Here is a 21,896-nt window from a genome sequence, read left to right on the forward strand (position 1 = left end):
AAAAACGTGCGGCGCCGCACGTGAGAGCGGCGCCGCACGAATCAGAAAGAGTCAGCCCTTCTCGGCTTCCCCCGTGGCCTGCTCAAGAGCGTCTTCGGGAGACGCCTCCAGGTCCTGTTCGGCATCGGCGCCCGCCTGGGCGGAGGCCTTGTCCAGGCGGACCCAGCTCGTCACGCTCTCCACCGCGAACAGCACGAACAGGTACGCCGTCAGCACCGCCAGCACCGGCGTCACCACGTCGAACGCCGCCCCGGCACCGATGATCAGCAGCCGCAGCTCCCACCCGAGCCCCGCGTGGAAGACCCACGCCGGCGGCCAGATGCTCTGCCGCGTCCGGTAGACGGTGTCGTAGGTGTGGTAACCCACGACGTAGACCAGCACGAACAGCAGCCACTTGGGCGCGCCCGCCGCCAGCCCGATGGCGATCATGGTGAAGAACTCGGCGCCGCGCAGCAGCGGCGGGGTGAGCCAGTCGAAGCGGCCCAGGTGGTCGCGCGGCGTCGTCGGCAGGACGAGCAGCAGCATGACGGCCACGGGCAGGAGCAGGACGGGCCCGCCGCCGTCCAGCACTCCGGTGACCGTGATGACGACCACGGCCAGGAAGGCCACGAGCGTGGCGGGGACGGGCGGCAGGCCCGCGCCGATCTTGTCGGCCAGGGCGTGGGCCAGGGGTCCGTCGTCCCGGTAGGCGAGCAGGCGGGCGGTCTGGATGCGGCGGCGTTCCTCGTCGGGGTCCGGCGTGGGGGTGGCCATGGCCTGCGGTTGGGTGATCATACGAGCGACCTCATGAGGCGTCCGGTGAGGGTGTAGGCGGCGGCGACGGAGCCCCAGATCACCAGCGTCAGGAAGGTGATCCGGGCGTCGAAGAGGGCGGCGGTGATCGCGATGGCCGCGAACCGCTCGCCGATGGGGAATACGATCATCTTGCGCGCCCAGTGAACGGCCCGGAACTTGCCGGCCTTCGTCCACATCTTGAGCAGACCCCGCAGGCCCTGGCTGCGCTCCACCTTGCGGGCGGTCAGCTTCTGGCGCAGCTCACGGTCGTCGGGGGCGTCCAGCGCGATCGTGGGCAGCGGGGACGGGGCCTTGCGGCGGTTGGAGATGCCGAAGGAGAAGTCGAGCAGGTGGCGGATGGACTGCAGGCCGATCGCGGCCAGCGCCAGGATCCAGATGTCGTCGCCGTTGCCCGAGACCACCCAGCCGATGGCCAGGCCGGCGAAGACCACATATTCCTTGAACCGGTCGAACGTGGCGTCCAGCCACGCCCCCAGCACGCCGAACTTGCGGGCGTAGCGGGCGACCTGCCCGTCGACGCAGTCGAAGACGAAGGCGAAGTAGATGAGCACGCCGCCCAGCACCATCCACGGGCGGTCGCCGGTGGCGAAGCAGGCGGCCGCGGCCACGCCGAGGACGATCGAGATCAGCGTGACCTGGTTGGGCGTCAGCCCCCGCCGCGCCGCCCAGCGGGCGATGAAGCGGGAGTAGGTGGAGACGAAGTAGGTCGTGAAGAAGCCGTCGGCGCCCTTGACCGCGTTGTTGAGCCTGGCGCGGTCCTCGTCCATTCCGGCCATCTCGGCGCCGGCCTCGTTGACCTCCTCCTGGGTGGTGACCCGGCGGTAGAAGAGGTCGCGGCGGCCCCGGATGCCGACCGACACGCCGTTGCGCACCAGGCCGAAGACGATGAGCTGCATGAGGTCGTCGTCCTCGCCGAAGCGGTCGGCCATCGCGGCCAGCTCGCGGCAGGTCTGCGCCAGCACCGGCGCGTTGCGCGCGCTGAGGTGGAGCGGGCCGAGCATCACGGCGTTGGGCCTCGTCACGGCGTGCGTGGCGGTGCCCACCGAGACCACGCGCGACTTGCCGACGCGGGCCCGCACGGGCAGGCCCTCGACGCGGTTGAGGCCGATCTCCGGCTCCGCCTCGTCGATCGGGATGCGCCCGTCCTGGGCGTCTTCCTGGCCGTTGTCCTCCTCCTCTGTCACCTCCGGCCGCGGCTCCTTGGCGACGAGCGCCAGCGCACCGCGCTTGGACTTGGTGATCTGGTAGATCAGCTCGTCGTGGACGACCGAGTTCTCCGGGATGATGAACAGGCTCTCCGTTGCGGACTCGGCGACCTCGGCCAGGGCGCGCAGGGCCGTGGCCACATCGCCTGACTGGACCGTGGCGAAGCGCGGATCCATCGAAGTGAGCTGGCTGCGTAGCCGCTCGCCCACGGAGGGATTACCGGGCAGCGCGGCCAGCCTCAGGCCGGTCGGAGAGGTGTCGGGGCCGGGCGAGGAACCCAGCAGGACCACGCGGGTCATGACTCCCTTTCGAGGCGGTAGCGGGGGGTTGAACAACGGGTAATGCGGGGACAGACGTCAAAGTCTAGTGAGAGTGACGCAAAGTCGCGTCACCAGAGCATGCCCGTAACGTCGCGTCCGCCGGTATAGAGAGCGGCCGTAAGATGTTCGAGTGAGTCTCTACCGTGACGAAGGCGTGGTCCTGCGCACACAGAAACTCGGTGAGGCCGACCGCATCATCACCATCCTGGCCAAGCGCACCGGCAAGGTCCGCGCGGTGGCCAAGGGCGTGCGCCGCACGACCTCCCGTTTCGGGGCCAGGCTGGAGCCGTTCACGCACGTTGACGTGCAGTTTCACGTCGGCCGTACCCTCGACATGGTCACCCAGGCGGAGACGATCAGGCCCTACGGCGAGGCCCTGGCGGCCGACTATCCCCGCTACACCGCGGGCAGCGCGATGCTGGAGACGGCCGACAGGCTGACGCACGGGGAGAAGGAGCCGGCGCTGCGGCAGTTCCTGCTGCTGGTGGGCGGTCTGCGCACCCTCGCCGAGCGGGATCACGAGGCCAGGCTGGTCCTGGACGCCTATTTCCTGCGCTCCCTGGCTGTGGCCGGCTACGCCCCCGCGCTCGACGCGTGCGCCAAGTGCCAGGCCCCGGCGATCAGGGCGTTCGCCATCGTCGCAGGTGGCGTGGTGTGCGGAGGGTGCCGTCCGGCCGGCGCGGCGGTTCCGGCCGGAGAGACGATCGGGCTCATGACGGCGCTGCTTCGCGGCGACTGGGCCACCGCGGACGCCTCCGAGTCCCGCCATCGCAGCGAGTGCAGCGGCCTTGTTGCCGCATATCTGCAATGGCACCTCGAACACGGAATACGCTCTCTCAGACACGTCGAAAGGGAGCCTGCGTGAACGTCCGACCTCCGTCCCCGCATCCGTCGGGAGCGACCCCGCCGCCGATCCCGCGCGACCTGGTGCCGCGGCACGTCGCCGTCATCATGGACGGCAACGGCCGCTGGGCCAAGTCCCGTGGGCTGCCGCGCACCGAGGGGCACAAGGCGGGCGAATCTTCGCTGTTCGACGTCATCGAAGGCGCGATCGAGCTGGGCGTTCCCTACCTGAGCGCGTTCGCGTTCTCGACCGAGAACTGGCGGCGCTCGCCCGACGAGGTGCGCTTCCTCATGGGCTTCAACCGCGACGTCATCCGCCGCCGCCGCGACGAGCTCAACGCCATGGGCGTACGCGTGCGCTGGGCGGGCCGGCCAGGGCGGCTGTGGAAGAGCGTGATCTCGGAGCTGCAGACGGCCGAGGAGATGACGGACACCAACCGCACGCTCACATTGCAGTTCTGTGTCAATTACGGCGGGCAGGCCGAGATCGTTGACGCGGCGCTCAAATTGGCCGCCGACATCGCCGCCGGGAAGGTCAAGCCGGGCAAGGTCAACGAGAAGGTGTTCGGCCGCTACCTGGACGAGCCGGACATCCCGCCGGTGGACCTGTTCCTGCGGTCGTCGGGGGAGCAGCGGTTCTCGAACTTCCTGCTGTGGCAGTCGGCTTATGCGGAGATGGTCTTCCTCGACCGGCTGTGGCCGGACTTCGACCGGAGGGATCTGTGGGAGGCGTGCGAGATGTACGCCAAGCGCGACCGCCGCTACGGCGGAGCCATCCCCAACCAGGTCTGACCAGCCCCCTGTGGATCCCGCAGGGGGCCCACTTCTGTCCTCGATGCTATACATGAGTATAGTCAACTGTTCCCGTGAACAGTCATGGAGAGGAGTTGGTCGGCGATGGGCACCTTGCCTGGCACCGGCGTGCTCGCCCGTCTGGCGCTGCGCCGGGAGCGGTTCATCGCTCCCTGGTGGATCCTGCTGATCGTGACCATGGCCCTCGTGATGGTCTCCTACATCAACAGGAACATGGCCACCTACGAGCTCAAGGTCAACTACACCGAGGTCATCGGCGGCAACGCCTTCCTGGGCGCGCTCGGCGGCGGGCTGGTGGAGCCGCGGCTGGAGGTGCTGGCCACCTGGCGCAGCGGCGGCTTCCTGTACGTCGCGAGCGCGTTCGCCGCCCTCATGTCCGTCATCCGCCACACCCGCCGGGAGGAGGACGCGGGCCGGAGCGAGCTGGTCCTGTCGGGCAGGGTCGGCCGGCACGCGCCCCTGACCGCGGCGCTGCTCGTCGCGGGCGGCATCAGTCTGGCCGGCGGGACGCTGACGGCCGGGGTGCTGATCGGGATCGGCTTCGAGGGAGTCGGGTCGATCGCCTACGGGGCCGCCATCGCGGTCGCCGGGTGGGTGTTCGGCGGCGTCGCCGCGGTCGCCGCCCAGCTCGCGCGTAGCGCCAGGACGGCCACCGCGATCGCCCTCACCGCGCTCGGCGTCGCCTACGTGATGCGCTTCGCCGGGGACGCGAGCGGGCAGATGTGGCTGAAGTACCTGTCGCCGGTGGGGTGGAGCCATCTGGTGCAGCCGTACCAGGACGAGCGGTGGTGGATGCTCGGCGTCTCCGTCCTGGCCGCCACGATCCTGTACGCGGCCGCGTACGGGCTGCTCGGCCACCGTGACCTCGGCTCCGGGCTGCTGCCCGAGCGCCCGGGGCCGGAGTCGGCTCCCGGCCTGCGTGGCCCGGTCAGCCTGGCCTGGCGGCTGCACCGCGGGCTGCTGGTGAAGTGGGCGGCCGGCGTGGCGGTCTTCGCCGCGGCCGGCGGCGCGCTGAGCCCGCTGACGCGGGACCTGCTGTCCCGGCCGAGCGTCGTGGTCGACAACATCAAGCGGACCCTCGGCGTCTCCACGGGCGCGTCGATGCTCGGCGGCTACTCGTGGTATCTGATCCTGATTCTCGCCTACGCCGTCGCGCTCTACCCGGTGCTCATGACGCTGCGGCTGCGGGCGGAGGAGGGCTCGGGCCGCGCGGAGCTCGTGCAGGCCACCCCGATGATCCGCCTGCGCTGGGCGGCCGGGCACCTGCTCGTGACCGGGCTCGGCACGGCCGCCCTGATGGCCACCGCCGGGTTCGTCCTCGGCTTCGTCTACGCCCTCCTGGTGGGCGACGTGGCCACCGACCTGCCGCGCTTCGTGGCGGGCGCGCTGAGCGCCGTACCGGCCGCCTGGTGCGTCGGGGCGGCCTCCGTGCTGGCGTACGGCCTGCTGCCCCGGGCGAGCGTGGCGATCGCGTGGCTCGTGTGGTTCCTGACCGCCGGCCTGGGCCAGGTGGCCGGCCCCCTGTACGGACGGTGGGGCGGCAGCCCGCTGGAGCCGTTCCACTACATCGGCAACGCCATGATCGGCCCGCCCTTCGCGCCCGTGCCCACCCTGGGCCTGGTCGCGGTCACGGCGCTCCTCACGGCCGGCGGCCTGCTCGCCCTGAGCCGCCGCGACTTCGGCGCCGAGAAGATGGTCTCCTGAGCGACCGGAGACCGGGCGCGCGTCACGGAGCACGCCGTGCACATCAGGGGCGGCGATCCCGTACACGGGAAGGGGATCGACTACCGGCTCGTGGTCGATCTGGGCTGGCGCCGGTCAGGCGCGGCGGCGGGCGCGGTAGGCGGCCACGTGCATGCGGTTGCCGCAGGTGCGGCTGTCGCAGTAGACGCGAGAGCGGTTGCGCGACTCGTCCACGAACACCCGGTCGCAGTCGGGGGCCGAGCAGGTGCGGAGGCGTTCGTTCTCGCCCTCCACCAGCAGGTGCGCCAGCGCCACCCCGCAGTCGGCGGCCACGTGCTCGGCCAGGGTGGCGTCGGCCGCGAAATAGTGCACGTGCAGCGGGTGACCGTCGTGCTCGGTCAGCCGGGGGGTGATGCGGGTCTCCGACAGCATGGCGTTGAGCGTGCGGACGGCCGTCGGCTGGTCGGGGGCCGTGAAGACGCGGTGGAACGCCTCTCGCACCATGCGGACCTGGCCCAGGTCGCGGTTCGTGAGGGCACTGACGCCGCTGATCTGACGGGACTCCACGAACGTCTGCAACTCGGGCAGTCCGGCCAGGCCCTCCTCGCCGCCGGTCGAGGGCGAGGTGTTGACCAACTCGACAACGGTGGCCAAAGAATGCACCATGTCATGGCCAAACGGCATGTTGACTCCTGTCTGGGCCGGGTTCTAGCGTGGTCGCAGCGTATCTCCTGCATGGGATTCCGGGGGTCTCCATGGGTGCACATCGCCGTATCGTGCTGATCGCGATCGCGGGTGCGCTCATCATCTCCACCTCCGGTCCTTTAGTGCGGCTGTCAGATGTATCGCCCGCGACCTCCGCGTTGTTCCGCTGCGCGTACGCCGTCCCGCCCATGCTGGTCCTGGCCTGGCTGGAACGGCGCAGGCTCGGCCCGCTGCCCGCCAAGGGCCGGTGGCTCGCCTGGGCGGCGGGCGTGGTGTTCGCGCTCGACCTGCTCTTCTGGCACCACGCGATCGACTACGTGGGCGCGGGGCTGGCGACCGTGCTGGGCAACCTGCAGGTGTTCATCGTGGCGTTCGCCGCCTGGGGAGTGTTCAAGGAGCGGCCGTCCACGCGGCTGATGATCGGCACACCCGTCGTGTTCGCGGGCGTGGTGCTGATCTCCGGGGTGTTCGACAGCGCCGCCTATGGGAGCGATCCCGTGATGGGGGTGCTGGCGGGGGTGGCGACGTCTCTGTCGTATGCCGCGTTCCTGCTGCTGATGAAGGGCGGCTCCGAGCGGGCGGCGGGGCCGCTGGCGCACGCGACCGTGGTGGCCACGATCGCCATCGCGCTGCTCAGCCCGCTGTTCGGCGGCGCGGACTTCCTGCCGACCTGGCCAGGGCACGGCTGGCTGCTCATCCTCGCGCTGGGGCCGCAGGTGATCGGGTGGTCGCTGATCACGTTCTCGCTGCCGCGCCAGCCCGCCGCGCTCACCGCGCTGCTGCTGCTGATCCAGCCCCTGACGACGGTGGCGATCTCCGCGCTGGTGCTCGGCGAGCGGCCGTCGCCACTGCAGCTCGCCGGGTGCGCGGTGATCGTGATGGGCGTCCTGTACGGCTCCAGCCGCTCCCGGCGGCCCGCCACCCTCCCGGAGGAGGAACGGACGCCCGTCGCCTAGCTCACTCGCGCGGACGTCGAGCAGGACTGGCAGGTGCCGAACACCTCGACCGTGTGCGTGATCTCGGTGAAGCCGTGCTCGCTGCCCACCATCTCGGCCCAGCGCTCCACGGCGGGCCCGGCCACCTCGACGGTGCGCCCGCAGCGGCGGCACACCAGGTGATGGTGGTGGCTGTCGGTCGCGCACGCGCGATAGACCGACTCGCCCTCGTCGGTACGCAGCACATCGACCTTCCCCCCGTCGGCCAGCGCCTGCAGAGCGCGGTAGACGGTGGTCAGGCCGATCTTCGCGCCGTGCAGGCGCATCTCCGCATAGACGTCCTGCGCGCTGCGGAAACCCTCGTTCTTTCGGAGGGTGTCGTGCACGGCATCGCGCCTTGTCGTCATGCGACCTCCTCGACGCGAAGCGCGGGTCGCTCGCTCAATGTCGACTCCTGGGTACGGCCTCGCCGTACGAATCTACCGACACCGAGCGCCAAGACGAAGCCGGCGAGCGCAAGAAGCACGATCGCCGCGCCGGGAGGAACCTTGGCGGAGTAGGTGGAGGCCAGCAGACCCCCCACGGAGGCCAGCACCCCGAACAGCATGGCGAGCCCCATCGTGGCCCGGAACCCGCGCGTGAGCTGCTGACTGGTCGCCACCGGGATCACCATCAGCGCGCTGACCAGCAGCAGGCCGACCACCCGCATGGCGATGACCACGGTGAGGGCGGCGGTGACGGCGATGAGCAGGCTGAGGAAGCGCACCGGCAGGCCGCTGGCCCTGGCCATCTCCTCGTCCTGGCAGAGCACGAACAGCTCCCTGCCGAAGATCAGGACCACCGCGATCACGGTGACGGCCAGCGCGGCGATGACCCAGATGTCCAGGGGTGTGACGCTGGCGATGGCGCCGAACAGGTAGGAGTTGAGCTTGGCGTTGCTGCCGCCCGGCGCGATGCCCATGAGCATGACGCCGCCCGCGATCCCGCCGTAGAACAGCAGCGCCAGCGCCACGTCGCCGCTCGTGCGGCCGCGCGCCCTGACCAGCTCGATGGCCACGGCGCCGGCGATCGAGACGATGACGGCGGTGAGCACGGGCGCGGTGCCGGTCAGGAAGCCCAGCGCCACGCCGGTCAGCGCCACGTGCCCGATGCCGTCGCCCAGGAGCGCCAGCCGGCGCTGCACGATGAACGTCCCCACGGCGGGCGCGCACAGCCCCACCAGCAGCGCCGCGATCAGGGCGAGCTGGAAGAGCTGCTCCTGCAGAAGTTCGAAGATCACCTTGGTTCCCCCTGCCACCCGGTGAGCGGGCCCGCGACCGGTTCCTCCGCGTGCGGGTGCTGATGCTCGTGACCCGGCCGCGCGCAGTCGCCCTCGGGACGCGGCGGCCGGCCGTCATGGGCGACGCGGCCCTCGCGGATCACCACGCCGCGCGTGATGACCGGCTCCAGCGGGCCCAGCTCGTGCGCGACCAGGACCACGGTCTTGCCCGCGCGGACCAGCCCGGCCAGCGTGTCGGCGAGCAGCCGCTGGGTCTCGGCGTCCACGCCGGCGGTGGGTTCGTCCATCACGTACGTGTCCGGCTCGCCGGCCAGCGCGCGGGCGATGAGCACCCGCTGCTGCTGCCCCCCGGACAGCGACTGGACGGGGTCACCGGCGCGGCCGGTCAGCCGGACGGCCTCCAGCGCGCTCGCCACGGCGGCCTTGTCGGCCGCGTTGGTCCTGCGGAACCGGCTCTGCCTGGCGATCCGGCCCGAGGCGACGACCTCGCGGACGGTGGCGGGCACGCCGCCACCGATCTGGAGCCGCTGGGGCACGTAGCCGATGCGCCACCAGTCCTTGAACCTGCCCGGCGGGGCGCCGTACATCAGGGTCGTGCCGCCGCTCAGCGGAGTGAGGCCGAGCAGCGCGCGGACCAGCGTGGACTTGCCCGAGCCGTTGGCGCCCAGCAGCGCCACGACCTCCCCGGGACAGACGGTGAGGTCGATCCCTCGAAGGACGGGCTTGCCGTCGAAGGAGACCCGGCCGTCTGTCATCGCGAAGGCCGTTTCGCTCATGCCGTACACCCCAGTGCTGTTTGAAGGGTTTTGAGGTTATCGCGCATGGCCGACAGGTAATCCCCGGCGGGCTTGGTCTCCAGCGGGTCGAGCACGGCCGTCTTGGCGCCGACCTGGCTCGCCAGCACCTCGGCCACCTTGGGGCTGACCAGGGACTCGGTGAAGATCGTGGTGACGCCCTCGGCCTTGGCCAGCTTGGCCACCTCGGAGATGCGCGTGGGCGACGGCTCGGTCTCCGGGTCGAGGGTGATGCCGACCTGCTTGAGCTTGTAGCGCTCGGCCAGGTAACCGAACGCCTCGTGCGCGGTGACCAGCGTCTTCGTCTTGCACGTGGTCAGGCCCTTGGCGAGCTCCTGGTCGAGTGTGCCGAGCGTGGCCGCGGTCTTGGCGGCGCGGTCCTTGTAGCCCTGGGCGTGCGCGGGGTCGGCCGTGGCCAGGCGCTCGCCGAGCTTGGTGGCGACGGTGGCCAGGCGGGAGGGGTCGAGCCAGAGGTGCGGGTCGTACGAGACCTCCTCGTGGCCGTGCTCCTCGCCCTCCTCTTCGGCGTGCTCACCGGCGGGCAGCGTGGTGACGGCCGTGGCGGCGTCGAAGCTCTTGTCCGCGTCCACCGCGTCGTCGACGGCGGGCTGGACGCCCTTGATGTAGACGGTGAGCGCGGCGTTCTTGAGGTCGGTGACCTGCTGGATGCCCAGCTCCAGGTCGTGCGGCTCGACGCCGGGCGCGGTCAGCCCCGTCACCTGCGTGTCGGATCCCCCGACCTGCTCGGTCAGCCACTGGAGGGGGTAGATGGCGGCCACCACCTCGGGCTTGCCGCCCGCCGCCGGCGCGGTCTCGGCGGAGCCGGAACCGCAGGCCGCGACGGTGAGCAGGGCGGCTCCGGCCAGCAAACCGGCAGCACTGGACCGGGAAAATCCTGACATCATGTGAGTCAGTATGCGTCAAAATGAAAACGGTTGTCAAAATCCGGCGACCGGGCCCGCCTCACGGATGGACGTGGTGGGATGCCGGACGGCGGTGCCCAGGGGGCCTGGAGCTCGCCGTACGGCATCCCGTCATCACCCCGGTGATCGTGCGCCGGCGGAGCCGTCGCCGGCGCCCGAGGTGACGTTCTGTACGCCGGTGCGCAACCGCCGCTCGCCCGTGTAGACGTTCATCGAGTCACCGCGCAGGAACCCGATGAGCGTCAGCCCTTCCTCGGCGGCCAGGTCCACCGCGAGCGACGACGGCGCCGACACGGCGGCGAGCACCGGGACACCCCCCATGACCGCCTTCTGCACCAATTCGAACGACGCCCTGCCGGACACCATCAGTACGGTGCCCCGCAGCGGCAGGCGCCCGTTCCGCAGCGCCCAGCCGAGCAGCTTGTCGACGGCGTTGTGCCGGCCCACGTCCTCGCGCACGCACAGCGGCTCGCCATCGGCCGTGAACAGGCCGGCCGCGTGCAGGCCGCCGGTCCTGTCGAAGACCCGCTGGGCCGCGCGCAGCCGGTTCGGCAGGTCCGCGACGGTCGGCAGCGCCAGCTCGACCGGGTCCTCACGGGTGCTCCAGCGGGCCACTGTGCGTACCGCCTCCAGCGACGCCTTGCCACACACGCCGCAGGAGGAGGTGGTGTAGAAATTGCGCGGCTCGGGCGTCGGCACCTCCGCCGCGAGCCGCGCGTCCAGGACGTTGTAGGTGTTCTCGCCGCCCACCGTCGCGCCCGCGCAGTAGCGGATGGTGGAGATGTCGTCGGGCGACGCCACGGCGCCCTCGCTGACCAGGAACCCGGCGGCCAGGTCGAAGTCGTCGCCCGGCGTCCGCATGGTGACGGTCAGCGGGGTGCCGTTGAGCCGGATCTCCAGCGGCTCCTCGGCGGCGAGGGAGTCGAATTCCCGGACGCGGGCGGCGGCCCGCACCCGCAGGATGCGCTTCTTGACGGCGACCCTAGACAAGGCCGTACCCGAAGCGCCCCTTGGCGCGGAGGCCGCCCTTCGTGACCCGCACCGCGTGGGTGCTCACGATCTCTCCATTCTGTATACGATCTACGGTATGCCGAATTAGACCGCGCGGACAAGGTTCTCGTTCAGCAGATCGCTCACCGCGTGGATCGCCCGCAGGGTGGGGACCTCCGCGCCGGTGAGATCGGCCAGCTCGACCACCGCCGCCAGCAGCACGTCCAGCTCCAGCGGCTTGCCCTTCTCCAGGTCCTGGAGCGTGGACGTCTTGTGCTCGCCCGTCTTCTCCGCGCCGCGCAGGCGGCGCTCGATGGAGATCCCCGGATCGCAGCCCACGCGCCTGGCCACCTCCACGGTCTCCGTCATCATGGCCACGACGAGTTCCCTGGTGCCGTCGTGGCGGCAGATTCCGGCCATGGTCGCCCTGGCCAGCGCGCTGATCGGGTTGAAGGCGATGTTGCCCATGAGCTTGATCCAGACGTCCCGGCGGAGGTCGCTCTCCACCGGGCACTTCAGCCCGCCCGCGACCGCCGCCTCGCTGAAGGTGGCGCATCTCCTGGTCAGCGTGCCGGTGGGCTCGCCGATGGAGAAGCGGGTGCCTTCGAGGTGGCGGATCACGCCAGGGGCCTCGATCTCGGTGGCGGCGTAGACGACGCAGCCGATGGCCCGCTCCAGGGGCAGCGCGGCCGTCACGGCGCCGGCGGGGTCGACGCTCTCGATGCGGTAGCCCTCGTACGGGCCCTTGAGCCCGTGGAAGTACCACCACGGGATGCCGTTCTGGGCGGCGATGATGCTGGTGTTCTCGTGGAGGAGCGGCTCGATCATGGGGCCCGCGAAGGCGTAGCTGTTCGCCTTGAGGCCCAGGAAGACGTGGTCCACCGGACCGACCTGGGTGGGGTCGTCGGTGGCATGGGGGTGGGCGATGAAATCGCCCCTGGGGGTGAGCACCCGCACACCGGTGCTGCGAATCGCCTGGAGGTGCTGGCCTCTCGCGATGAGATGCACCTCGACTCCCGCCCGGTGAAGGGCGGCACCCACGTATGCGCCGATGGCGCCGGCGCCAAGAACAGCGACCTTCACGCTGCGCTCCGTTCTCGCGTCGGAATGTCAGTACGGGTCCCCCGTAGCCTGCGGCGGGTCGCTGGAACGCGACCCGCCGTGCATTCGGTATACAGTATGGAAAAAATTGGGTCAAGGAGCATGCCTGTGACCGTTCTTCGGCATGGACCAGTGGTGGAAGCGATCTCATGGGGCTCCGCGCGGACCCTCGCGACCGGGGCGGCCTGCCCGTTGAAGCCCGCGTCGGTGCCCCTGGCGGAGGCCCTCGGGTGCCGGTTGGCGGCGCCTTTGCGTGCTCTGGTGGCGGTGCCCGGGGTGGACGTCTCGGCGATGGACGGCTACGCGGTGGCCGGGCCCGGGCCGTGGCGGGTGGTTGGAAGAGTGCTCGCCGGGGGAGCCTGCTACGAAGCCCCGCTGAGGGCCGGCGAGGCGGTGGAGATCGCCACCGGTGCGCCGGTGCCCGCCGGGTCGGAGTCGGTGCTGCCCTACGAGCGGGCCGTCGCGGACGGTGCGTGGGTGGACGGCGCCGCCGAGCCGGGCGAACACGTCCGGCGGCGCGGCGAGGACATCGCCGAGGGTGCCGTCGTGCTGGGCGCGGGCGCGGTGGTGACGCCGGTCGCGCTCGGGCTGGCGGCCGCGCTGGGCCACGACGTGCTGCGGGTACGGCCGCGTCCCCGGGTGGCGGTCCTGGTGACGGGCGACGAGGTCGTCCACGAGGGCCTGCCCGCGCCGGGCCGGGTCCGCGACGCCATCGGCCCGTTCCTGCCGGGCCTGGTGGAGTGGTCGGGCGGCCGAGTCGCCGGCACGGTACACCTCCCGGACGGCTTGGAAGCCCTGCGCGCGGCGCTCGTCCGGCCGCCGGATGGCGTCGCCCGCGAACCACGGGCCGCCGACGTCCTCGTCGTGTGCGGGGCGTCGTCCAAGGGGCCGGCCGATCATCTCAGGGCCGTGCTGGACGATCTTGAGGCCGAGGTGCTGATCGACGGGGTGGCGGTGCGTCCCGGGCATCCGCAACTGCTCGCCCGGCTGGCCGGCGGCAGGCTCGTCGTGGGCCTGCCGGGAAACCCGTACGCGGCCCTCGCCGCCGCCCTCACGCTGCTCGCCCCCATCCTGCGTGAGCTGGCCGGAACCGCCGTCGGCAAGGAGACGAGCGCCCTGGCCGGAGCCGTGCGGCCGCACCCTCGCGACACCCGCCTGGTGCCGGTCAGGAGGTCCGGTCGTGGGGCCGTTCCCGTGGGTCACGACCGGCCGGGATCGCTCTGGGGCGCGGCCCTGGCCGACGCGCTGGCGGTCGTCCCGCCGGCATGGGCCGGCGACCAGGTCGAGCTGATCGAGTTGCCCCCAGGGGGCTAGACAGGCTCATCGCAAGGGAGTAACCATTGCGTTCATACGGTATGCAGTATGCGGAAGACAGAGAGCTTAGTCGCCGGGAAAGGGTGGCATGATGTCGGAAACGATCTCTGGTGGTCATCTCGTAGCCAAGGCACTGAAGGCCGAGGGCGTAGACGTGATCTACACGCTCTGCGGTGGCCACATCATCGATATCTACGACGGCTGCGTCGATGAGGGCATCGAGGTCATCGACGTACGCCACGAGCAGGTGGCCGCCCACGCGGCCGATGGCTACGCGCGCATCACCGGCAAGCCCGGCTGCGCGGTGGTGACGGCGGGACCTGGCACGACCGACGCGGTGACCGGCGTGGCCAACGCCTTCCGCGCCGAGAGCCCGATGTTGCTCATCGGCGGCCAGGGCGCGCTGAGCCAGCACAAGATGGGCTCACTGCAGGACCTGCCGCACGTGGACATGATGACCCCGATCACCAAGTTCGCCGCCACGGTGCCGAGCACGGAACGGGTGGCCGACATCGTGTCGATGGCCTTCCGCGAGTGCTACCACGGCGCGCCGGGGCCGTCCTTCCTGGAGATCCCGCGTGACGTGCTGGACGCCAAGGTGCCCATCGAGAAGGCGCGCATCCCGGTGGCGGGTCAGTATCGGGCCTCCACCAAGCAGCAGGGCGACCCCGAGGCCATCGAGCGGCTGGCCGACCTGCTGGCGCACGCCGAGAAGCCGTGCATCCTGCTCGGCAGCCAGGTCTGGACGTGCCGGGCGACCGACTCGGCCATCGACTTCGTCAGGGCCCTGAACGTGCCCGCGTACATGAACGGCTCCGGCCGCGGCACGCTCCCCCCGGGCGACCCGCACCACTTCCAGCTCAGCCGCAGGTACGCCTTCACCGAGGCCGACCTCATCATCATCGTCGGCACCCCGTTCGACTTCCGGATGGGCTACGGCAAGCGCCTGTCGCCGACCGCCAAGGTCGTCCAGATCGACCTCGACTACCGCACCGTCGGCAAGAACCGGGACATCGACCTGGGAATCGTCGGCGACGCCGGCCTCATCCTCGCCGCGGCGGCCCAGGCCGCGAGCGGCCGCATCGACAACGGCGCGGCCCGCCGCAAGGAGTGGCTGGAGGAGCTGCGCGCCGTCGAGGTCAAGGCGTACGAGAAGCGCCTGCCCCGCCAGCTCTCCGATGCCCGGCCCATTGACCCGTACCGCCTCGTCCACGAGATCAACGAGTTCCTGACCGAGGACTCCATCTACATCGGCGACGGCGGCGACATCGTCACCTTCTCCGGCCAGGTCGTGCAGCCCAAGTCGCCCGGCCACTGGATGGACCCGGGACCGCTCGGCACGCTCGGCGTCGGCATGGCCTTCGCGATGGCGGCCAAGCAGGCGCGGCCGGACAAGGAGGTGCTGTGCCTGTTCGGCGACGGCGCCTTCAGCCTGACCGGCTGGGACTTCGAGACCATGGTCCGCTTCAACCTGCCGTTCATCGGCGTCATCGGCAACAACTCCTCCATGAACCAGATCCGGTACGGCCAGGCCGCCAAATACGGCGAGGACCGCGCCCGCGTCGGCAACACCCTCGGCGACATCCGCTACGGCGAGTTCGCCAAGCTGCTCGGCGGCCACGGCGAGGAGGTGCGCGACCCGGCCGAGATCCGCCCCGCGCTTGAGCGCGCCCGGCAGTCCGGCAAGCCCGCGTTGATCAACGTCTGGGTCGACCCAGAGGTGTACGCCCCCGGAACCATGAACCAGACGATGTACAAGTAGGGGGAAGCTCTGACATGAAGGCTCTCGAAGGTGTCCGCGTCCTCGACATGACCCATGTCCAGTCCGGCCCGTCCTGCACCCAGATGCTCGCCTGGCTGGGCGCGGACGTGGTCAAGCTGGAGGCCCCCACCGGCGACATCACCCGCCAGCAGCTCCGCGACGTGCCCGGCGTCGACAGCCTCTACTTCACGATGCTCAACTGCAACAAGCGCAGCATCACCCTGAACATGAAGAGCGAGCGCGGCAAGGAGATCTTCACCGAGCTGGTGAAGAGCGCCGACATCCTCGTGGAGAACTTCGGCCCGGGCGCGGTCGACCGCATGGGCTTCCCCTGGGAGCGCCTCCAGGAGCTCAACCCCCGCCTCATCTACGCCTCGATCAAGGGCTTCGGCGCCGGCCGGTACGCCAAGTTCAAGGCGTACGAGGTGATCGCCCAGGCCATGGGCGGCTCGATGAGCACCACGGGCTTCGAGGAGGGCCCGCCGCTGGCCACCGGCGCGCAGATCGGCGACTCGGGCACCGGCATCCACGCGGTGGCCGGCATCCTGGCCGCCCTGTTCCAGCGGGAGCGGAGCGGGCGGGGTCAGCGCGTACAGGTGGCCATGCAGCACGCCGTGCTGAACCTGTGCCGCGTCAAGCTGCGCGACCAGCAGCGGCTGGCCCACGGCCCGCTGCGCGAATACCCGAACAGGACGTTCGGCGACGAGGTGCCCCGCTCCGGCAACGCCAGTGGCGGCGGACAGCCCGGCTGGGCGGTGCGCTGCGCCCCCGGTGGGCCGAACGACTACATCTACGTCATCGTCCAGCCGGTCGGCTGGAAGCCGATCTCGTCCATCATCGGCCGCCCCGAGCTGGCCGAGGACCCCGAGTGGTCGACGCCGGAGGCGCGGCTGTCCAAGCTGGACAAGATGTTCCAGCTCATCGAGGAGTGGACGATCCGCCACGACAAGTGGACGGTCCTCGACCGGCTCAACGCCGAGAACATCCCCTGCGGGCCGATCCTGTCCACCAAGGAGCTGGTCGAGGACGAGAGTCTGCGCGACGAGGGCATCCTCGTGGCGGTCGACCACCCCGAGCGCGGCGAGTTCGTGACGGTCGGCAGCCCGCTCCAGCTCTCCGACTCGCCGGTGGACGTCATCACCCCGCCCCTGCTCGGCGAGCACAACCAGGACATCTACGGCGAGCTCGGCGTGAGCGCCGACGAGCTGGCGGAACTCAAGTCGAACGGAGTCATCTAGTGTCCAGGGAAGTCATCGAGAAGGCGCTCGCCGAAGGGCGCACCGCCCTGACGGCTCCCGAGGGCCGTGAGCTGTGCCAGGCGTACGGCATCGCCACCCCCGGCGAAGGGCTGGCCACCTCGGCCGACGAGGCCGCGCGGCTCGCCAGGGAGATCGGGTTCCCGGTCGTGCTCAAGATCGTGTCTCCCGACATCCTGCACAAGACCGACGCCGGCGGCGTCCTGGTCGGCCTCAAGACCGTGGGCGAGGTCCAGGAGGGCTACGACACGATTCTGGCCAACGCCCGCGCCTACAACCCGGACGCGAAGATCGACGGCATCCAGGTGCAGCAGCTCGTCAGCGGCGGCCACGAGGTCATCGTCGGCGCGGTCACCGACCCGACCTTCGGCAAGGTCATCGCCTTCGGTCTGGGCGGCGTTCTGGTCGAAGTACTCAAGGACGTGACCTTCCGGCTTGCCCCGGTTTCGGGTGATGATGCGCTTGGGATGCTGGACGACATCAGAGCGGCCGAGGTACTGCGTGGGGTGCGTGGGGCCGAACCGGCCAACCGAGAGGCCCTGGCGGCGCTGATCGAGCGCGTCGGCCGGCTGGTCACCGACATCCCCGAGATCGTCGAGGTCGACCTCAACCCCGTCTTCGCCGACGCCCGCGGCGCGGTCGCCGCCGACGTGCGCGTCCTCATCGGCGAGCCGGCCCCCGAGGTCACCCGGCTGTCGCGCGAGGAGATCCTGCGGCAGATGACGCGGATCTTCAAGCCGCGCTCGGTCGCCGTGATCGGCGCCTCCGCCGAAGCCGGCAAGATCGGCAACTCGGTCATGAGCAACCTCATCAACGGCGGCTACCAGGGGAAGATCTTCCCGATCAACCCCAAGGCCGACGAGATCATGGGGAGGACGGCGTACAAGAGCATCTCGGACGTGCCCGGCGACGTGGACGTGGCCGTGTTCGCGATCCCGGCCAAGTTCGTGGCCTCCGCGCTGGAGGAGGTCGGCGAGAAGGGCGTGGCGGGCGCGATCATGATCCCGTCCGGGTTCGCCGAGACCGGGAACGTCGAGGGCCAGCAGGAGATCGTCGAGATCGCGCGCAGGCACGGCGTCCGCATGCTCGGGCCCAACATCTACGGCTACTACTACACGCCGGAGAACCTCTGCGCGACGTTCTGCACCCCGTACGACGTCAAGGGCAGCGTCGCGCTGACCTCGCAGAGCGGCGGCATCGGCATGGCCATCCTGGGCTTCAGCCGCACCACCAAGATGGGCGTCTCGGCCATCGTCGGCGTCGGCAACAAGGCCGACGTGGACGAGGACGACCTGCTGACCTTCTTCGAGCAGGACGACAACACCAAGGCCGTGGCCATGCACCTGGAGGACCTCAAGGACGGGCGCGGCTTCGTCGAGGCCGCCCGCCGGGTCGTCAAGGAGAAGCCGGTCATCGTCCTCAAGGCGGGCCGCACCGCGATGGGCGCGCGGGCCGCCGGCTCCCACACCGGCGCGCTGGCCGGCGACGACAAGGTGTACGACGACATCCTCCGCCAGGCCGGCGTCGTCCGCGCGCCCGGGCTGAACGACATGCTGGAGTACGCCCGCGCGCTGCCGATCCTGCCCGCCCCCAAGGGCGAGAACGTCGTCATCATCACCGGCGCCGGCGGCTCGGGCGTGCTGCTGTCCGACGCCATCGTGGACGCCGGGCTCACGCTCATGGACATCCCGCCCGACCTGGACGCGGCCTTCCGCGCCTACATCCCGCCCTTCGGAGCGGCGGGCAATCCCATCGACATCACCGGCGGCGAACCACCCTCGACCTACGAGAACACGGTCCGCCTCGGCCTCCAGGACGAGCGCATCCACGCGCTCGTCCTGGGCTACTGGCACACGATCGTGACGCCGCCGATGGTCTTCGCCGAGCTCATCGCCCGTGTGGTGGCCGATGAGCGGGCGAAGGGCAATGTCAAACCGGTCGTGGCGTCGCTCGCCGGCGACACCGAGGTTGAGGAGGCCAGCGAGTACCTGTTCGAGCACGGCGTGGTCGCGTACCCGTACACGACTGAGAAGCCCGTGGCGGTCCTCGGTGCGAAGTACCGCTGGGCCAGGGCTGCCGGACTGCTGCGCTAAGAGCCGAGCGCAACCGTCAGGCGAGGGGGCTTTATTCGGGGCAGCGCACGAGGAAGGCAACAACCCCCCAGGAGGTCCGTAGGTGGACACATCGAACACACCACCGGCGACGGCCGCGCCGCCGGTCGAGGATCAACGAGTATGGAAAGCGGGCCGGCTTGAGCCGATGCCCATCAGGAAGCTGCCCGACGCGCCTCCGTCGGTGCACATTCTCGGGCCGACGGTCTTCCTCGTCGCGCTGGGCGTGGGCATGGGCGAGTCGTACATGTGGCCGCGTCTTGTGCTGCTGTTCGGGCCGGAGATCAGGTGGCTGTTCCTGATCGGCGTCACGCTGCAGGCCGTGGTCATGCTGGAGATGGCGCGCTACGCCATGGCGACGGGGGAGAGCATCTTCTCCGGCGCGGCCCGCGTGTTCAAGCCGCTGATGTGGTTCTTCTTCATCGTGGCCATCGCCGTCTACATCTGGCCGGGACACCTGTCGGCGGGAGCGGCGGCGTTCGAGGAGATAACCGGAATCCCCTGGATGGTGACCGCGATCGCCGGGTTGATCCTCGTCGGCGTGGTCTTCACCCTGGCCAAGGTCATCTACAACCTGCTCGAAAACGTCCTGTCGCTGCTGATCGGCGCTCTCGTGATCGGCACCGCCGTGGTCGCCGCCATGGTGGGCTCGTGGAGCGACGTGGTCACCACGATCACCGGCATGTTCTCCTTCGGCTACCTGCCGGCGGAGGCCCTGTCGGCCGCCTGGTTCCCCGTCATCGTGGGAGCCTGCGCGTTCGCGGGACCGTCGGGCATGCAGCAGATGTGGTACACGCTGCACCTGCGCGACTCCGGCGCCGGCATGGGCGCGCACATCCCGCAGGTCCGCGGGCTGCGGCACGCGAGTGAGCAGGAGGAGATGCCCTCGCGCGGGTTCATGTTCGACACCGAGGACGCGGCCGAGATGGCCAAGTGGAAGGGCTGGCGGCGCTGGGTCACGTTCGACGCGCTGCTGCTGTTCTGGGGCATCACCATGCTGGTCACGATCTCCTTCACGGTGATCGCGCAGGCGGCGGTGCGGCAGAACCCGGCCGTGCGCACGGCCATTCAGGGCGACGACCGGGAGGTGGCGCTGACCGCGATGTCCGACGCCGTCTCCTCGGCGGGCAGCTCGGTACTCGGGGCCGTCTTCCTCGGGTTCATCGCGCTGATCGGCCTGAACGCGACGCTCGGCCTGTTCGACTCCTTCTCCAGGGGTCAGGCTGACATGACCTACAACTTCGTCCGCGGGGCGAAGAAGCTGGGCATGTCCCGCCTGTACGGCGTCTTCCTCTGGGGCGTGATCCTCTTCGGCATCCTGATCCTGCTGTTCGGCCCGGCCGACGGTCCCAGCGGGATCCTGGACACGCTGGCGTTCCTGTCGACGTTCGCGATGGGGGCCTACTGCGTGACACTCCTGCTGGTGAACAACCGGATGTTGCCGAAACCGATCAGGCCACGATGGTGGACCAACGTGATCATCGGCTTCGGCGCGGTGTTCTACCTGGGGATGCTGTTCTACAGTCTCTTCGCCTACGGCGTGGTCGTGGGCTGATGGGAGGACGGCACAGCCTCGAACTCGCCCTGCCAGGGGCGTCGATCGGAGCCGTCGCCGGAGCCATGGCCGGTGGGCTGACCCTGCTCGCGGGGCAGCCCACCGGGATGGCCGCGCTGTCCGCCCTGGCGCTCGCCGTACCGCTCGGCCTCTTCGGCGGGCTGTACGGCGTGCTCCTCGGCCACGGCGTCTTCCGGCCGGGGACCTTCGGGCCGGTGGGCCTCTACTGGATCGCGGCCTTCCCCGTGTCCCGGCTCACGCAGGAGACCCTGGCGCCGACCGGCGTCGGCATGGCCGACGGGGTGCCGTTGTTCCTGGCCTACCAGGCCATGGTCAGCCTCGGCTTCGCGATCGGCTTCGTCTGGCTGCACGAACGGCTCATGCCGCACTGGCTCATGCGCCGCGCGACCGGCAATCCGGTGGCCCAGGCGCTGCTGGAGCAGTACGTCCGGTACGCCCGGCTGGTCCGTACGCGGAAAGGGGCACGTAAGTGAACCTGCCCGTGTGGATCTGGCTGGCCACCATCGGCGGTTTCTGCCTCGTCCTCGCCTTGGACTTCTACCTCGTCGCCCGCAACCCCCACGAGCCCTCGTTCAAGGAGTGCGTGGGCTGGGTGACGTTCTACGTGGGACTGGCCGTCGCCTTCGGCGCCGGCCTGCTCCTGCTCTCCGGGCCCGCGCACGGAGGGGAGTTCTTCGCCGGGTGGATCACCGAGTACTCGCTCAGCGTGGACAACCTCTTCGTCTTCCTGCTGATCATGAGCCGGTTCAATGTGCCGCGGCAGTACCGGCAGAAAGTGCTGCTCATCGGCATCATCCTGGCGCTGGTCATGCGCGGCGGCTTCATCGCGGCCGGTGCCGAGGCCGTGACCAGGTTCGACTGGCTCTTCTACGTGTTCGGCGCCTTCCTCGTCTACACCGCGTGGAAGCTGATCGGGCACGAGGAAGAGGAGGCGGAGTTCTCCGAGAACCTCGCCCTGCGCACGGTACGCCGCGTGCTCCCGACGACGGACACCTACCACGGAGCCCGGCTCACCGTGCACCACGGCCGCAGGATGGTCACCCCGATGCTGATCGTCATGGTCGCCATCGGCACCACCGACCTGCTGTTCGCGCTCGACTCGATTCCGGCGATCTTCGGGCTCACGAAGGAGCCCTACCTGGTGTTCACCGCCAACGCCTTCGCCCTCATGGGGCTGCGGCAGCTCTTCTTCCTGATCGGCGGGCTGCTCGACCGGCTCGTCTACCTGAGCAAGGGCCTGTCGGTGGTGCTGGCCTTCATCGGCGTCAAGCTGATCCTCGAAGCCCTGCACCACGACGGCGTGTCGTGGGCGCCGGAGATCCCGATCCTGGTGTCTCTCGGCGTCATCCTCGGCACCCTCGCCGTGACCACGGTGCTGAGCCTGGTCAAGTCGGCCCGCGACGCGAAGGCGGTGGAACCAGAACCCGCGCAACGGTCGTCCTCGGGGCGCTGAACCGAGCCGCGCGCCGGGGGCCTTCCCGCCCTGCCGC

General features: G+C 70.2%; 20 protein-coding genes. 11 read left to right on the plus strand and 9 right to left on the minus strand.

The annotated features are described in order from the left end of the window. Positions 1–51 precede the first annotated feature (51 nt). Complete coding sequence (locus tag C4V41_RS65210) at positions 52–774, minus strand: DUF5941 domain-containing protein (protein ID WP_103954005.1); 723 nt, start codon at positions 772–774, stop codon at positions 52–54. Continuing rightward, positions 771–2,300: a CDP-alcohol phosphatidyltransferase family protein gene (locus tag C4V41_RS65215; protein WP_103954006.1), complete on the minus strand. Its 1,530-nt coding sequence runs from the start codon at positions 2,298–2,300 to the stop codon at positions 771–773. Before C4V41_RS65215 ends, C4V41_RS65210 begins: the two co-directional genes overlap by 4 nt. Before the next feature lie 151 nt (positions 2,301–2,451). Between C4V41_RS65215 and recO the strand changes: the two genes are divergently transcribed. The 3 genes from recO (at position 2,452) to C4V41_RS02205 (ending at position 5,681) form a co-directional block, all read left to right on the plus strand. Then, complete coding sequence (recO, locus tag C4V41_RS02195; RefSeq protein WP_103954007.1) at positions 2,452–3,186, plus strand: DNA repair protein RecO; 735 nt, start codon at positions 2,452–2,454, stop codon at positions 3,184–3,186. Beyond that, positions 3,183–3,956, plus strand: coding sequence for an isoprenyl transferase (locus C4V41_RS02200; RefSeq protein ID WP_103954008.1), 774 nt, complete (start codon positions 3,183–3,185; stop codon positions 3,954–3,956). Before recO ends, C4V41_RS02200 begins: the two co-directional genes overlap by 4 nt. Before the next feature lie 105 nt (positions 3,957–4,061). Beyond that, entirely contained in the window at positions 4,062–5,681 is a 1,620-nt protein-coding gene (locus C4V41_RS02205; RefSeq protein WP_103954009.1) for an ABC transporter permease, read from the plus strand. A gap of 114 nt (positions 5,682–5,795) precedes the next feature. On the opposite strand, the gene C4V41_RS02210 is transcribed toward C4V41_RS02205, so the two are convergent. Beyond that, positions 5,796–6,323, minus strand: coding sequence for a CGNR zinc finger domain-containing protein (locus tag C4V41_RS02210; RefSeq protein WP_327536089.1), 528 nt, complete (start codon positions 6,321–6,323; stop codon positions 5,796–5,798). Positions 6,324–6,436: 113 nt separating this feature from the next. Here C4V41_RS02210 and C4V41_RS02215 point away from each other — a divergent pair, with 113 nt between their 5' ends. Further along, positions 6,437–7,321 (plus strand): DMT family transporter, encoded by an 885-nt coding sequence (locus tag C4V41_RS02215; protein ID WP_235029863.1) that lies wholly within the window; start codon positions 6,437–6,439, stop codon positions 7,319–7,321. On the opposite strand, the gene C4V41_RS02220 is transcribed toward C4V41_RS02215, so the two are convergent. The 6 genes from C4V41_RS02220 to C4V41_RS02245 all read right to left on the minus strand — a co-directional run bounded on the left by C4V41_RS02220 (position 7,318) and on the right by C4V41_RS02245 (position 12,369). Next, complete coding sequence (locus C4V41_RS02220; RefSeq protein ID WP_103954012.1) at positions 7,318–7,707, minus strand: Fur family transcriptional regulator; 390 nt, start codon at positions 7,705–7,707, stop codon at positions 7,318–7,320. The genes C4V41_RS02215 and C4V41_RS02220 overlap by 4 nt on opposite strands. Continuing rightward, positions 7,704–8,576, minus strand: coding sequence for a metal ABC transporter permease (locus C4V41_RS02225; protein ID WP_235029925.1), 873 nt, complete (start codon positions 8,574–8,576; stop codon positions 7,704–7,706). The genes C4V41_RS02220 and C4V41_RS02225 overlap by 4 nt, the downstream gene beginning before the upstream one ends. After that, the gene (locus C4V41_RS02230) at positions 8,576–9,355 is read right to left on the minus strand and encodes a metal ABC transporter ATP-binding protein (protein WP_200823690.1); all 780 of its coding nucleotides are present in this window, start codon (positions 9,353–9,355) and stop codon (positions 8,576–8,578) included. The genes C4V41_RS02225 and C4V41_RS02230 overlap by 1 nt, the downstream gene beginning before the upstream one ends. Next, positions 9,352–10,278 (minus strand): metal ABC transporter substrate-binding protein, encoded by a 927-nt coding sequence (locus C4V41_RS02235; protein WP_103954015.1) that lies wholly within the window; start codon positions 10,276–10,278, stop codon positions 9,352–9,354. The genes C4V41_RS02230 and C4V41_RS02235 overlap by 4 nt, the downstream gene beginning before the upstream one ends. A gap of 132 nt (positions 10,279–10,410) precedes the next feature. Beyond that, a complete protein-coding gene (fdhD, locus tag C4V41_RS02240) occupies positions 10,411–11,286 on the minus strand; it encodes a formate dehydrogenase accessory sulfurtransferase FdhD (RefSeq protein ID WP_103954016.1) in 876 nt (291 codons plus the stop codon). Positions 11,287–11,391: 105 nt separating this feature from the next. Beyond that, positions 11,392–12,369: a 2-dehydropantoate 2-reductase gene (locus C4V41_RS02245; protein WP_103954017.1), complete on the minus strand. Its 978-nt coding sequence runs from the start codon at positions 12,367–12,369 to the stop codon at positions 11,392–11,394. A 120-nt stretch (positions 12,370–12,489) separates the two neighbouring features. Here C4V41_RS02245 and C4V41_RS02250 point away from each other — a divergent pair, with 120 nt between their 5' ends. The 7 genes from C4V41_RS02250 (at position 12,490) to C4V41_RS02280 (ending at position 21,859) form a co-directional block, all read left to right on the plus strand. Further along, complete coding sequence (locus C4V41_RS02250) at positions 12,490–13,701, plus strand: molybdopterin molybdotransferase MoeA (protein ID WP_103954018.1); 1,212 nt, start codon at positions 12,490–12,492, stop codon at positions 13,699–13,701. Positions 13,702–13,789: 88 nt separating this feature from the next. After that, positions 13,790–15,463 carry a thiamine pyrophosphate-binding protein gene (locus C4V41_RS02255; RefSeq protein WP_103954019.1) on the plus strand — a complete coding sequence of 558 codons (1,674 nt, stop codon included), beginning with the start codon at positions 13,790–13,792 and terminating at the stop codon, positions 15,461–15,463. Between the two features lie 14 nt (positions 15,464–15,477). Continuing rightward, positions 15,478–16,701, plus strand: coding sequence for a formyl-CoA transferase (gene frc, locus C4V41_RS02260; RefSeq protein WP_103954020.1), 1,224 nt, complete (start codon positions 15,478–15,480; stop codon positions 16,699–16,701). Next, positions 16,701–18,812 carry an acetate--CoA ligase family protein gene (locus tag C4V41_RS02265; protein ID WP_103954021.1) on the plus strand — a complete coding sequence of 704 codons (2,112 nt, stop codon included), beginning with the start codon at positions 16,701–16,703 and terminating at the stop codon, positions 18,810–18,812. Before frc ends, C4V41_RS02265 begins: the two co-directional genes overlap by 1 nt. Positions 18,813–18,978: 166 nt before the next feature. Beyond that, positions 18,979–20,385, plus strand: a complete 1,407-nt coding sequence (locus tag C4V41_RS02270; RefSeq protein WP_103954022.1) for an Nramp family divalent metal transporter — start codon at positions 18,979–18,981, stop codon at positions 20,383–20,385. Beyond that, entirely contained in the window at positions 20,385–20,879 is a 495-nt protein-coding gene (locus C4V41_RS02275) for a hypothetical protein (RefSeq protein WP_103954023.1), read from the plus strand. The genes C4V41_RS02270 and C4V41_RS02275 overlap by 1 nt, the downstream gene beginning before the upstream one ends. Next, the gene (locus C4V41_RS02280) at positions 20,876–21,859 is read left to right on the plus strand and encodes a TerC family protein (protein ID WP_103954024.1); all 984 of its coding nucleotides are present in this window, start codon (positions 20,876–20,878) and stop codon (positions 21,857–21,859) included. Before C4V41_RS02275 ends, C4V41_RS02280 begins: the two co-directional genes overlap by 4 nt. Positions 21,860–21,896 lie beyond the last annotated feature (37 nt).

Source organism: Nonomuraea solani (genome assembly GCF_900108335.1).
Classification (GTDB): Bacteria; Actinomycetota; Actinomycetes; order Streptosporangiales; family Streptosporangiaceae; genus Nonomuraea; species Nonomuraea solani.